The organism is Oscillibacter valericigenes (assembly GCF_021531435.1).
Classification (GTDB): Bacteria; Bacillota; Clostridia; order Oscillospirales; family Oscillospiraceae; genus Oscillibacter; species Oscillibacter valericigenes_B.
In genome coordinates, this window is the sequence record NZ_JAFBIS010000010.1 from 76,890 (window position 1) to 88,947 (window position 12,058).

Annotated in this window: 13 protein-coding genes; 5 read left to right on the forward strand and 8 right to left on the reverse strand. The window is 62.0% G+C overall.

Translation table 11 applies throughout. The features are described from left to right. Positions 1-3 precede the first annotated feature (3 nt). From JQM68_RS07415 to rsxC, 3 genes are read right to left on the reverse strand one after another with little or no spacing between them, the layout of a single operon-like run. On the reverse strand, positions 4-636 hold the full coding sequence (locus JQM68_RS07415) for an RnfABCDGE type electron transport complex subunit G (RefSeq protein ID WP_235222368.1): 633 nt from the start codon (positions 634-636) through the stop codon (positions 4-6). Beyond that, positions 633-1,655: an RnfABCDGE type electron transport complex subunit D gene (locus JQM68_RS07420; protein ID WP_235222369.1), complete on the reverse strand. Its 1,023-nt coding sequence runs from the start codon at positions 1,653-1,655 to the stop codon at positions 633-635. Before JQM68_RS07420 ends, JQM68_RS07415 begins: the two co-directional genes overlap by 4 nt. Then, positions 1,652-3,025 (reverse strand): electron transport complex subunit RsxC, encoded by a 1,374-nt coding sequence (rsxC, locus tag JQM68_RS07425; RefSeq protein ID WP_235222370.1) that lies wholly within the window; start codon positions 3,023-3,025, stop codon positions 1,652-1,654. Before rsxC ends, JQM68_RS07420 begins: the two co-directional genes overlap by 4 nt. 340 nt (positions 3,026-3,365) lie before the next feature. On the opposite strand from rsxC, the gene JQM68_RS07430 reads away from it, so the two are divergent. Further along, on the forward strand, positions 3,366-4,208 hold the full coding sequence (locus JQM68_RS07430) for a DUF975 family protein (protein ID WP_235222371.1): 843 nt from the start codon (positions 3,366-3,368) through the stop codon (positions 4,206-4,208). A gap of 66 nt (positions 4,209-4,274) precedes the next feature. Here the strand turns inward: JQM68_RS07430 and JQM68_RS07435 are convergent, their stop codons facing one another. Next, positions 4,275-4,802, reverse strand: coding sequence for an ECF transporter S component (locus JQM68_RS07435; RefSeq protein ID WP_235222372.1), 528 nt, complete (start codon positions 4,800-4,802; stop codon positions 4,275-4,277). 110 nt (positions 4,803-4,912) lie between these two features. Between JQM68_RS07435 and pdxR the strand changes: the two genes are divergently transcribed. After that, positions 4,913-6,295, forward strand: coding sequence for a MocR-like pyridoxine biosynthesis transcription factor PdxR (gene pdxR / locus JQM68_RS07440; protein WP_235222373.1), 1,383 nt, complete (start codon positions 4,913-4,915; stop codon positions 6,293-6,295). 52 nt (positions 6,296-6,347) lie between these two features. On the opposite strand, the gene JQM68_RS07445 is transcribed toward pdxR, so the two are convergent. From JQM68_RS07445 to JQM68_RS07460, 4 genes are all read right to left on the reverse strand, one after another. Continuing rightward, positions 6,348-7,802: an NCS2 family permease gene (locus JQM68_RS07445; RefSeq protein ID WP_235222374.1), complete on the reverse strand. Its 1,455-nt coding sequence runs from the start codon at positions 7,800-7,802 to the stop codon at positions 6,348-6,350. Between the two features lie 25 nt (positions 7,803-7,827). Beyond that, a complete protein-coding gene (locus JQM68_RS07450; protein ID WP_235222375.1) occupies positions 7,828-8,016 on the reverse strand; it encodes a hypothetical protein in 189 nt (62 codons plus the stop codon). An 89-nt stretch (positions 8,017-8,105) separates the two neighbouring features. Continuing rightward, positions 8,106-8,423, reverse strand: a complete 318-nt coding sequence (gene trxA / locus JQM68_RS07455; protein ID WP_235222376.1) for a thioredoxin — start codon at positions 8,421-8,423, stop codon at positions 8,106-8,108. A 34-nt stretch (positions 8,424-8,457) separates the two neighbouring features. Continuing rightward, the gene (locus JQM68_RS07460) at positions 8,458-9,279 is read right to left on the reverse strand and encodes an NAD(P)/FAD-dependent oxidoreductase (protein ID WP_235222377.1); all 822 of its coding nucleotides are present in this window, start codon (positions 9,277-9,279) and stop codon (positions 8,458-8,460) included. A 353-nt stretch (positions 9,280-9,632) separates the two neighbouring features. On the opposite strand from JQM68_RS07460, the gene rpe reads away from it, so the two are divergent. The 3 genes from rpe to recR all read left to right on the forward strand — a co-directional run bounded on the left by rpe (position 9,633) and on the right by recR (position 12,020). Beyond that, the gene (gene rpe, locus JQM68_RS07465; RefSeq protein WP_235222378.1) at positions 9,633-10,277 is read left to right on the forward strand and encodes a ribulose-phosphate 3-epimerase; all 645 of its coding nucleotides are present in this window, start codon (positions 9,633-9,635) and stop codon (positions 10,275-10,277) included. Positions 10,278-10,280: 3 nt separating this feature from the next. Then, the gene (locus JQM68_RS07470; RefSeq protein ID WP_235222379.1) at positions 10,281-11,246 is read left to right on the forward strand and encodes a 1-aminocyclopropane-1-carboxylate deaminase/D-cysteine desulfhydrase; all 966 of its coding nucleotides are present in this window, start codon (positions 10,281-10,283) and stop codon (positions 11,244-11,246) included. 174 nt (positions 11,247-11,420) lie between these two features. Then, on the forward strand, positions 11,421-12,020 hold the full coding sequence (gene recR, locus JQM68_RS07475; RefSeq protein WP_235222380.1) for a recombination mediator RecR: 600 nt from the start codon (positions 11,421-11,423) through the stop codon (positions 12,018-12,020). The last annotated feature ends 38 nt before the right edge of the window (positions 12,021-12,058 follow it).

A 12,058-nucleotide genomic window follows, 5' to 3' on the forward strand; every position in this document is an offset into this window, starting at 1 on the left:
TTCTCAGCCGATGGCGCCGGCCACGGCCAGCGCGGCGTTGACGCCGGTGGTGACGCCGCGGCTGGACACGGTAGCGCCGGAGATGGCGTCCACGTTGGTGCCCACAGCCAGGGTGCCGTCAGCGGCGCTCTTGCCCTCGAACTGGTCCAGCACGCCTACGCCCTTGGCGGTAGGCTGGTTGGTCATGACCTTGGAGCCGATGCCGGAGGTCTCGGAGTTCTTGACGATGGAAACACCGGTGACGACGCCGTCGGCGTCCACGCCGACCATCATCTCGATGTTGCCCTGGGAGCCGGAGGCCACGACCTTGATGGCGTAGCCGGCGCTCTCGCCGCCCACCAGGACTTCATAGACGGAATCCAGCGTGCCGCCAGCAGCGCTGGCAGCGGCGGTCATGTCGCTGGTCGGTTCCATTGCCTCGGAAAATTCCGCGTTTTCGGGGTCGGCCACAACAGCCTTCATAGCGGTCTGGGTATTCTCCCAGTTGATGGCCGCGATCTTATCCTCGGTCACCATGTTGACCAGCCCCAGCAGGCCGGCGACAACCACGCAGGTCACAAACAGGGTGACGCCCAGCTTGATGATGTACTTGGGGTCCATATTGACCTTTTCCTTGGTCTTGACTTCGTTGCTCATTTCGCAGCCGCCTCCTTCTTGTCGGATTTCACGACGCCGAAACGAGTGGGCTTCGTGTACTTGTCGATCAGCGCCACAAACAGGTTCATGACCATGATGGAGTAGCAGACGCCCTCGTTATAGGAGCCGAAGTAACGGATCAGCACGGTAAACAGGCCGCAGCCGATGCCGAAGATGAGCTGGCCCTTCTTGGTCACGGGAGAGGTGGCATAGTCAGTCGCCATAAAGAAGGCGCCCAGGAACAATCCGCCGCCGAAGATGCTGTACAGCATCCACTCCAGGCCGGAGCCCTGCTTGGGGAACAGGAAGGTCAGCACAGCCACAGTGGCGATGTAGGCCACAGGGGTCTGCCAGTTGATGACCTTGCGCCAGATCAGGTAAACGCCGCCGATGAGCAGAGCCAGAGCGGAGACCTCGCCCAGGGAGCCGGGAATGCCGGTGCCCACGAACATGCTGCCCACGGAATGGGCGCTCAGCAGCTCGGCGAAGTCGCCGGTCTTCATGATGGCCAGCGGAGTGGCGGTGGTGACGATATCGGCGTTGGAGCCGATGATGGCAGCCTTGTTGACAGCGGGATCGACCCAGCTGGTCATGGTGCCGGCATAGCTGGCCAGCAGCACGGCACGGCCGGCCAGAGCGGGGTTCAGGAAGTTCTTGCCGATGCCGCCGAAGAGCTGCTTGACCACCACGATAGCGAAGAAGTCGCCGATAATGATCATCCAGTAGGGCATCTGCACGGGGCAGACGAAAGCCAGCAGCATGCCGGTGACGACGGAGCTCAGGTCACCGATGGACTGGGGTTTCTTCATCAGCTTGCGGTACAGCCACTCCCAGAACACGCAGCCCACGACGGACACGGCGGTCAGGGTCAGGGCCCGCAGGCCAAAGTTGAAAATTGCGAACGCCAGAGCAGGCAGCATGGCGATGATGACGTCCAGCATGATAGAGCGGGTGGTCTCATTGCTGCGGATGTGAGGGTTGGAAGTGGCAATGAGCTTCAAATTCTTGTAATCCGTCATTTGTTCACAGCCTCCTTCTTCTCTTCCGCGGCCTTCTTGGCCTCGGCGGCAGCCTTATCGGCCGCGGCCTTGTTCTTCACCAGCTGCTTGCCGGTCTTGAACATATGAGTCAGGTGCATGCGGGCGGGGCAGACGTAAGAGCAGGCGCCGCACTCCATGCAGTCCATGATATGGGCGCCGTTCAGCTCGTCGACCATACCCTTAGAGGCATACTGGTACATGAACAGGGGCTCCAGGTGCACGGGGCAGGCGGAGACGCACTTGCCGCAGCGGATGCACTGGGGATGCTCCACGGTCTGCTCCTCGTTTTCGCAGAAGGCCAGGATGGCGCCGGTGCCCTTGGCAACGGGGATGTCGGCGGTATACTGGGCCATGCCCATCATGGGGCCGCCGGCAATCAGCTTGTATGTACCGTCCTTCACGCCGCCGCAGGCGTCCAGCAGGCAGGAAACCGGGGTGCCGATGGGGCACTCGATGTTCTTGGGCTCGATGATGCCGGAGCCGGACACGGTGACGATCTTGCGCACCACGGGCATGCCCTCGGTGATGGCGCGGAAGATGGCGCAGGTGGTGTTGATGTTGAACACGGCGCAGCCGATGTTGCTGGGCAGTCCTCCGGGAGGCACCTGCTTGCCGGTGATGGCCTGGCAGAGCTGCTTCTCACCGCCCTGGGGGTAGCGGCAGCGCAGGGCTTCCACGACCACGGGGGCCTTCTTCTCGGCAATGACCTGGTTCATGGCGTCGATGCCGTTTTTCTTGTTGTCCTCAACGCCGATGATGACCTTGTCCACGCCGAACATCTTGGCGAGGTAGGTGGCGCCGCCGATGATCTCCTCGGGACGCTCCAGCATGGTGCGGTGGTCGCCGGTGATGTAGGGCTCGCACTCGGCGCCGTTGATGATGACGGTGTCCACCTTGCCGATACCGCCGGAGATCTTCACGTGGGTGGGGAAGGTAGCGCCGCCCATACCGACGATACCTGCATTCTTGACGATCTCCACCATCTCATCGACGGTGAGGGCGTCAGGATCCGCGGGAGCCTGGACCTCTTCGCTGAGCTCGTCCTGGAAATCGTTCTCGATGATCACGGATGTCATGTTGCCGCCCATGGAATAGGGACGGGGCTCCACAGCCTTGACCGTACCGGAAACGCTGGCGTGGATCGGGGCGCCCAGGCCGCGGAACTCACCGATCTTCTGGCCAACCTTCACATGGTCACCAACCTTGACAAGCGGCGTACACGGTGCACCGAAGTGCATCGACATGGGGATGACCACCTCTGCCGGGGGTGCCAGCTGTTCGATGGCCTTTTCATTGGTCGCGGCCTTCATGTCATGGGGATGAACGCCGCCAAAGAACGCTTGTGCCATTGTCTTCACCTCATTTTTACTCCTGATAGCGTCCGGAGCACAGACAGTCCCATCCGCGAACGGAACAGGACCCACAAGCTCTGGCGATACTACCACATACTGCGCTTTATTCTACACCTGAACTCAAAAAATGTCCAGACTGTGAATGACATTTTTTGCAGAAATCCAGCCCCATTTACAGAGATGTTTAACACTTTTATACATTTTAACAGTGCCTGTGGAAATCTCCCCCTATTTCCGGCCATCCGTCTTGTCAATTCCGCCGAAATATGCTAGACTAATTGAATCTATCTGCCGGTATACACCGGCAAACCCATACATACGGAGGAACTTACCGATCATGACGGCTGAACTGATTGACAGAAAAAGGCTGAAGGAGGAAGTCCGGGAACTGCTTTCCGGCGCCCAGGTCTCCCCCAAGGCCATGACCGCGCTGTACGGCCTGCTTCTGCTGTTTTTGAACATGGTGTCCGCGTTCGCGGGTGATGCCGGTGTCCTGTCCACCTTTGTCTCCATCCTGACGGGGCTGCTGTCCATCGTGTTAGGAGCGGGATTTACCCTGTACTGCATGGCCATCCGCCGGAACGAACGGGCGGAGTACCTGACGCTGTTTGACGGCTTCTCCTTTGTGGGAAAGCTGATCGCCCTGACCATCGTCACCTACGCCTTCATCTGGCTGTGGTCCATGCTCTTTATCATCCCCGGCATCATCGCCGCCTACCGCTACCGCTTCGCGCCATACAATCTGTATGAAAATCCGGGCATCAGCGTCATGGAGGCCCTGGACATGAGCAAGCGGCAGACCATGGGCTACAAGGGCCAGATCTTTACCCTGGACCTGAGCTATCTGGGCTGGACCCTGCTGGCCTCCCTGCCCGTGATGGCGGAGACGGGCATGATGTACTATGGCCTGCTCTCTTCCGCCTACACCTACATGAGCGGCGCCGCCGCGTCCACGGCCGCGGATCTCACGGTCTACACCGCCCTGCCCGCCTGGCTGTGGACGCTGATCGCCGGCCTGTGGAGCACGGCGGTATCCCTGTTCTATCTGCCCAATTACCATTGCGTGGAGCTGGAATACTTTGAGACCGCCAAGCGCACCTCCGGCGTGGGTGAGGGCGCGGAGCCCTCTGCCATCAACGCCTGGGGCGGTTCAGGGCCCGACGGTCTGGGCGGCCTGTGAGACTCCCCTAAAACGTACAAGTCCCCGGCGGGTTTTAGAACCCACCGGGGACTTTTTCGCGGATCTTTACAGGTTGGGGAACTCCCTGCGGACGTAGCCGCTGCGCTTGAGCACCAGGGCCAGCAGCGTAGAGACGATCAGGCCGAAGGCCGCCTGGACGAAATTGCTGGGGAGGCCCGCGGCGCTGCCGGCCAGGCTGCCCACCAGAATGCCGTCAAACAGCCAGTAGCCGATCACCATGATAGCCTCCGCCGCCACGCCGCAGACCACCAGCGCCCAGTTCTGCTTTTTCAGCGCCCGGTACAGCAGAGCCGCCGCAAGGCCCATCAGGGCTTTGATGACCAGGGTGGCCGGCACATAGATGCCGTAGCCGGACAGCAGGTCCGCCAGAGCGGGGCCCACGCCGCCGGCGATGGCGCCGTACACCGGGCCCAGCAGGTAGGCGCCCAGGATCACCACCGTGTCGCCCAGATTCATGTATCCGCCGGTGGGAGAGGGGACCTGCAAGACCATGGTCGCCACGCAGCCCAGAGCCGCAAACAATCCCGTCATGACCAGCATTCGGGTCTGATTTCCGTTTGTTGTCTTTTCCATTTTCATTTTCTCCTTCCAGGTGTTTCTCGGTATTGCCATCATAGGCCGCATGTGATATGATTAAAATATCCAAAACAGGACTTTTTTGCAAGGTCAGAGGAGGAGTGTACATGCTGACCTACGCGATGGAAGACCGGGGAGACCTGTCTCTCTATGAATATCTGTACCGCTGTATCCGGCAGGACATCCTCAGCGGTGCGCTGGCCGCGGGAGAGCGTCTCCCCTCGAAGCGGGCTCTGGCGGAGCATCTGCACCTGTCGGTCATCACCGTGGAAGGTGCCTATGCCCAGCTGGAGGCAGAGGGCTATGTCTATACCAAGCCCAAGCAGGGCTTTTTCGTCTGTCCGGTCCAGCAGGCGCCGGAGCCTCCCCAGCAAGTCCCCATTGCTCCTGAGCCGCCCGGCCGGGTCTGGAAGGCGGACCTGGGCCGCAACCAGGCGGACGCCTCCCGCTTCCCCGCCGCTACCTGGGCACGGCTCACCCGGCAGGTGCTCTCCGAGGGCGGATTTCTGACGCCCGCGCCCCATCAGGGCCTCTACGCCCTGCGCCAGGCCATTGCCGACGACCTGCGGTCCTTCAAGGGCATGGCGGTCTCGCCGGAACAAATTGTCATCGGCGCCGGCGCGGAATACCTGTATATCCTGCTGGCCCAGCTTCTGGGGCCCCAGGCGGTGGTGGCGGTGGAGGACCCTGGTTACCCCAAAATTCGCCAGGTCTACGGCAAATGCGGCGCCGTCTGCCGCCCCATTCCCCTGGACCGGCAGGGCATGGACCCCGCCGCCCTGGCGGCCTCCGGCGCCACCGCCGCCCATATCTCCCCCAACCACCACTATCCCACCGGCATCATCACCACCATCGGCCGCCGTCAGGCCCTCCTGCGGTGGGCGGAGGAGCAGGGAGCCATTATCATTGAGGACGACTACGACAGCGAGTTCCGCTTCGCGGGCCGTCCCATCCCCGCCCTCCAGAGCATCGACACCGGCGGCCGGGTGATCTACATGAACACCTTCTCCCAGACCATCTCCCCCTCCATGCGTATCGGCTTCATGGTGCTGCCGCCCCGCCTGCTGGAGGTCTACCGCCGGGAGCTGGGCTTTTACGCCTGCACCGTCCCGGTGCTGGACCAGCATGTCCTGGCCCGATTCCTCTCCGGAGGCTACTACGAACAACACCTCTCCCGGATGCGGAAGGAATACCGCGCCCGGCGGGACGCGGTGCTGGCGGCGTTCCAGGCCAGTCCCTTCGCGGACCGGGTCAAATTCTCCGAGCAGGGCGCCGGGCTCCACTTCCTGCTGCGGCTGGACACCTCTCTTGATGACGAAGCCCTCCGCCGGAAGGCGGAGGGGCTGGGGGTGCGGCTGGCCTTTTTGTCGGAATACGCCGCCGTTCCGCAGGAAAACTACGGCCACACGCTGGTGGTGAACTACGGCGGCCTGGAACCGGAGAGCCTGGAGGAAACCACCGCCCTGCTGGCGGAGATTTTTTCCGAATAAAGCGCAAAAAAACAGGGGCGTCTTTTTCAGACGCCCCTGTTTTTTTGATCTGTCAGACGATCAGGAAAAACTTGACGAGGAACAGCGCGGAGATCACGTAGGTCAGCACAGAGACCTCCCTGGCCTTGCCGCTGAACACCTTGATGACGGTGTAGGAGATGAGGCCCAGGCCGATGGCATGGCCGATGGAGCCGGAGATGGGCATACCGATCAGCATGAGGGCCACGGGGACCATCTGGTCCATGTCGCCGAAGTCCACGTTCTTCAGGCCCATCAGCATCAGGATGCCGACATAGATCAGCGCGGCGGAGGTGGCGGCGGCGGGAATGATGGCCGCCACGGGGGCGATGAACATGCAGGCCAGGAACAGCACGCCGGTGGTGAGGGCCGTCAGTCCGGTGCGGCCGCCGGCCTCCACGCCGGAGGCGGACTCCACGAAGGTAGTGACGGTGGAGGTGCCGGTGCAGGCGCCGGCCACGGTGCCGATGGCGTCGGACAGCAGGGCCTCTTTCATGCTGGGCATATTACCGTCCTTGTCCACCATGCCCGCCCGGGAGGCGGTGCCCACCAGGGTGCCGATGGTGTCGAACATGTCGATCATGCAGAAGGTGATGACCAGGGTGATGGCCGTGAACCAGCCGATCTCCAGGAAGCCGGAGAAGTTGAATTTGAACAGGGTGGTCTCCACCATGTCGGCGAAGGGCGGCGCAAAGGAGGCGCCCGCCAGGGACGCGAAGGGATTCACGCCCAGGAAGATGGCCTCACCAGCCCAGTAGACTACAGACGCCACCAGCATACCCAGCAGCACCGCGGCCTTGATGCCCTTTTTCGCCAGGATGACCATGACGAACAATCCCACAAACATCGTGACCACCGTCAGCACCATGGTGCTGTAACCGGAGCCCATGGAGGTCTTTGCCACGCTGGGAGTCAGGGCGCCGAAGAAGTCCCGCATCACGTAGAAGGGGCCGCCGGTCTCGGACCAGACGCCCGCGTTGGAGCCCAGGCCGATATTCAGCAGCATGATGCCGATGGCGGGGGCGATGCCCAGCCGGACGCCCAGGGGAATGGCCTCCACGATCTTCTCCCGGATATTCAGCACGGACAGGATGATGAAAATGATGCCCTCCATCAGGATGATGACCAGGGCCGACTGGAAGCTGGCCACATAGCTCATGCCGGTAAGTCCCGCGACGTTTCCCACCACCACGGCGAAGAAGCTGTTCAGGCCCATGCCGGGGGCCAGGGCAAAGGGCTTGTTGGCCAGGAATGCCATGCAGAACATGCCGATGGCCGAGGCGATGCAGGTCGCCATGAACACACCGTTCCAAAGTGCCGAGCCCACGTCAAAGTTCGTCAGCAGATTGGGGTTCAGGGCGATGATGTAGGCCATGGTCATAAAGGTGGTCAGGCCGGCCAGGATCTCTGTGCGGACAGTCGTCCCGTTTTCTGTAAGGGTGCTTTTCCGGCCAACAACAAAAAACTGTCCCGCACGGTCAAAAACCATGCAGGACAGTCGCTCCCCTGTTTTCTCAGATCAGTCCCCGGTCACGGGCCAGGGCCTCCACGCTCCGGTCATAGGTGGCCTCGGCCTCCGGAGAGAAAAAGCAGCCGGGCACGCCCTCACCGTGGTCCCGGTGATGGGCCACACATTCACAGCATTTGCCGTGGCGGGGGCAGTTGTAGGTGCAGGGGCAGGGCCGGGTATTGTCACAGGCCATAGCGGTCTCCTCCTTTATGTATCTGTATTGTCAGTATACCAGACCGCCGCCGAAAAAGAAAGAGCGGCGTCACGCCGCTCTTCCCGTTCTCACAGATTCTTGTCCAGCACGGAGATGAACGCGTCCGGCGGCATCACGCCCACCTTCCGGTCGAACTCCCGGCCATTCTTCAGAAATACCACGGTGGGGATGCTCATTACGCCGAAGCGGGCCGCCAGGTCCGGCTCCTCGTCCACATTCACCTTGGCCACCAGGGCCTTGCCGTCGTACTGCTCCGCCAGGGCTTCCACCAGGGGGGAGAGCATCTTGCAGGGGCCGCACCAGGAGGCCCAGAAATCCACCATCGCCAGAGGAGCCGTCTCCACGGCGGCGTCAAATTCCGCGGTCTTTAAATGCTTGAGTGCCATGTTGTCATTCTCCTTTATCATTATAATTGTGAGATCACTTGTTTTTCCGTGCCAGCGCCGCGGCATAGGCCGCCGCGCTCTGTCCCGCCACCAGGCCCTCGCCTGCGGCCTTCGATACCTGCAAGGGGCCCCCCGTGCAGTCGCCAGCGGCGAACAGCCCAGGCAGATTGGTAGCCATCTTTCCGTCTACCGCCACATGTCCGTTTTCCACGGCCAGTCCCGGGAAGATGTCCGTGGGGGCCATGGTGGGCCGCAGGAGGAACACGCCCTCCACCGGCACCGTCTCCCCGCCGCAGGTCACGGACTCCACCCGGTCTTTTCCGGAGATGACGCAGTCCTTGGGCCGGTCAAAATAGGTGACGGAACAGCCAATGCCTGCCAGAAAATCCGCCTCATGCTGGGCGGAATCGCTGTATCCCAGCACGGCCACAGGCTTGTTTCGGTACAGCATCCCGTCGCAGGTGGCGCAGTAGCTGACGCCCCGGCCCAGGAATTCCGCCTCGCCAGGGAATTTCTTCCCCCGGCTGATACCCGCCGCCAGAATGACCGCCGGGGCGTTCTCCATGTCGCTGTCCACGCTGACATACCAAGTATCTCCCATGTGGACGGCATTCAATACCTTGCCCTGCCGGAATTCCGCTCCCGCATCCTCCGCATGGCGGCGCATGGCCGTCAGCAGTTCCCCGCCGGACACCCCGGGCAGGCCGATATAGTTGTCCACCCGTTCCGCCCGCCACAGGGGATTTTCCTCCGGGGGATTGGACACCACCAGAACGCTCCGTCCCCGGGCGCGGACATTCAGCGCCGCCGACAGTCCCGCCGGACCGCCGCCGATAACCAGTACATCATGTGCCATCTCCATCCCCCTCATTCGTACCGTTTGTATGATAGTATCATACACGTGCTTTTCTGTAAATAGCTGTTGTCTTTGCAACAGTGCAAAAATTTCGGCCCCCTTGGTTGCTTTTGACACAGGAGTTTGATACACTGTTGGCAGCGCAAAAGAGGAGCCGACGGACTGCTCCACCGGCTCCTTATTCAAAAAAGCGGCGGTGCCGGCCCAGGGGGCGGACGCTGCGCAGAAACAGTTGACTGGGGGCATCCGGGCCGCTTGCAACATCCTATGCCGCGCCGTTTCCACCCGTCACCGGGGCTGTCCGGCCCGTCCGACCACCGCCGCTGGAAAACAGACAGAAATGAGGGATTTCCATGATCAAAATCGCACCTTCCATCCTCTCCGCCGATTTTGCCAATCTGGAGCGGGACATCCACCGCATTGCCGCCGCCGACTACGTCCATGTGGACGTGATGGACGGCGTGTTCGTCCCCAACATCTCCATCGGCATTCCGGTGCTCCAGTCCATCCGCAAGGTGACGGACATGTTCCTGGACGTCCACCTGATGATCGTGGAGCCGGTCCGGTATGTGGAGCGGTTCTGTGACGCGGGCGCCGACCTGGTGACGGTCCATGTGGAGTCCGACACCGAGGAGAACATCCACGATGCCATCGACAAAATTCACGCCAAGGGCAAGAAGGCGGGCATCGTGCTGAAGCCCGCCACTCCCGCCGAGGCGGTGCTGCCCTACCTGGAGAAGGTGGAGCTGATTTTGGTGATGACCGTGGAGCCGGGCTTCGGCGGCCAGAAGTTCATGGCGGATATGATGCCCAAGGTGACGGCCATCCGTAAGCTCATCGACGAGAAGAATCCCGCCTGCGAGCTGGAGGTGGACGGCGGCGTGGCCCCCGACACCTGCAAAACCTGCATTGAGGCCGGTGCCAACGTGCTGGTGGCGGGCAGCGCCGTGTACAAGGCCCCCGACATCCCCGCCCGCATCGCGGAGTTGAGAGGTTGAACCATGTCTGAATTGAAGAATCTGCCCCATGTGGCCCTGGGCGTGTACCCCACGCCCCTTTACAAGCTGGAGAACATCAGCGCCAAATACGGCCGGAACATCTGGGTGAAGCGGGACGACCTGTGCGGCGTGGCGCTGGGCGGCAACAAGGTCCGCAAGTTGGAATACCTGCTGGCGGAGGCCAAGGCCGAAGGGTGCGACACGGTGTTCACCACCGGCGGTGCCCAGTCCAACCACGCTATGCTGACGGCGGCCTGCGCCGCCCGGCTGGGCATGAAGTGCATCCTCATCCTGAAAAAGCGGGGCGTGACGGAACATCTGGGCAACCTGATCCTGGACGACATCTACGGTGCCGACGTCCGCTTCATGGACACCGACAGCTACGGCGACATCTACGATGAAATGGACCGCATCGATACCGAGTTGGCAAAAGAGGGCCACAAGTGTTTCCACATCCCCGTGGGCGGCTCTACGCCTCTGGGTGCCGTGGGCTACACGAACTGCGTCCGGGAAATTGCCGAACAGCTGCACGGCGCCGAGGTAGGCCACATCGTCTCCGCCACGGGCTCCGGCGGCACCACCGCCGGACTGCTGCTGGGTGCCCGGATGTACCTTCCCCACGCCAAAGTCACCGGCATGGGCGTGGACACCGACCCCTTTGAGGACATCGTCCCCGACCTGGCGGCAGGAGCGGCGGAGCTGCTGGGCACTCCCCTGGACCGCGTTCCCGGCGATTTCCGCATGGTGTACCATGTGGGTCAGGGCTATGCCATCCCCAACCCGGAGGACACCCCGTACATCGAGGAGCTGGCCCGGCTGGAGGGCATCCTGCTGGACCCCGTCTACACTGGCAAGGCCTGGAGTGGGATGCTGAAGCTGCTGCAAAACGGTGATTTTGACGGCGACGGTGACATCGTATTCGTCCACACCGGCGGCGCGGCCGCTCTCTTTGCCATGGAGCTAGCTTAAAGAGGGGACTTCGTCCCCCCTTTAGATTCCCCCCTCACCAGTGAAGCGTTCTTCACTGGTGAACGCCGCCCAAGGCGGCTGAGTCAAAGTATTTTTGGCAGGTACACGCCCTGCCAAAAATAATTGAAATTCATTTGTTTGCGCTGGCAAACAAATTAAAGGAGCATCCCTGTTATGGAATACTTCCCCGCGCCTCTGGAAAAACTGGTGGAACAATTTGCCCGGCTGCCGGGCATCGGCGGCAAATCCGCCCAGCGGCTGGCCTTCTATGTGCTGGGTCTGCCGGAGGAGGAGGCCAAGGAGTTTGCCGACGCCATTCTGGACGCCAAGCACTCTGTCACCTGCTGTCCGGTGTGCCAGAATTTCACCGCCGGAGGGCTGTGCCCCATCTGCGCCTCCCCCAAGCGGGACAGCTCCACTATCTGCGTGGTGGCAGACCCACGGGACGTGGCGGCCATCGAGCGGAGCCGGGAATACGACGGCCAGTACCATGTGCTCCACGGTGTCATCTCCCCCCTGAACCATGTGGGCCCCGACGATCTCGCCATCAAATCCCTGGTGGAGCGGGTGGCCAAGGGCGGCGTCCAGGAGGTCATCATGGCCACCAACCCGGACACCGAGGGTGAGGCCACCGCCATGTATATCGCCCGGTTGCTAAAACCCTTCGACGTGCGGGTCACCCGCCTGGCCTACGGCATCCCCGTGGGCGGCCACCTGGAATTTGCCGATGACGCCACGCTGATGCGGGCGCTGGAAGGCCGGAGAGACATCTGAATACGCCAAAAAGGTTCCCCGGCGCGGTGCGCCGGGGA

Excerpts from the sequence above, each read along its gene's own strand:
- JQM68_RS07415 (WP_235222368.1), bottom strand. The coding sequence starts at position 636 with ATGAGCAACGAAGTCAAGACCAAGGAAAAGGTCAATATGGACCCCAAG.
- JQM68_RS07420 (WP_235222369.1), bottom strand. The coding sequence starts at position 1,655 with ATGACGGATTACAAGAATTTGAAGCTCATTGCCACTTCCAACCCTCAC.
- rsxC (WP_235222370.1), bottom strand. The coding sequence starts at position 3,025 with ATGGCACAAGCGTTCTTTGGCGGCGTTCATCCCCATGACATGAAGGCC.
- JQM68_RS07430 (WP_235222371.1), top strand. The coding sequence starts at position 3,366 with ATGACGGCTGAACTGATTGACAGAAAAAGGCTGAAGGAGGAAGTCCGG.
- JQM68_RS07435 (WP_235222372.1), bottom strand. The coding sequence starts at position 4,802 with ATGGAAAAGACAACAAACGGAAATCAGACCCGAATGCTGGTCATGACG.
- pdxR (WP_235222373.1), top strand. The coding sequence starts at position 4,913 with ATGCTGACCTACGCGATGGAAGACCGGGGAGACCTGTCTCTCTATGAA.
- JQM68_RS07445 (WP_235222374.1), bottom strand. The coding sequence starts at position 7,802 with ATGGTTTTTGACCGTGCGGGACAGTTTTTTGTTGTTGGCCGGAAAAGC.
- JQM68_RS07450 (WP_235222375.1), bottom strand. The coding sequence starts at position 8,016 with ATGGCCTGTGACAATACCCGGCCCTGCCCCTGCACCTACAACTGCCCC.
- trxA (WP_235222376.1), bottom strand. The coding sequence starts at position 8,423 with ATGGCACTCAAGCATTTAAAGACCGCGGAATTTGACGCCGCCGTGGAG.
- JQM68_RS07460 (WP_235222377.1), bottom strand. The coding sequence starts at position 9,279 with ATGGCACATGATGTACTGGTTATCGGCGGCGGTCCGGCGGGACTGTCG.
- rpe (WP_235222378.1), top strand. The coding sequence starts at position 9,633 with ATGATCAAAATCGCACCTTCCATCCTCTCCGCCGATTTTGCCAATCTG.
- JQM68_RS07470 (WP_235222379.1), top strand. The coding sequence starts at position 10,281 with ATGTCTGAATTGAAGAATCTGCCCCATGTGGCCCTGGGCGTGTACCCC.
- recR (WP_235222380.1), top strand. The coding sequence starts at position 11,421 with ATGGAATACTTCCCCGCGCCTCTGGAAAAACTGGTGGAACAATTTGCC.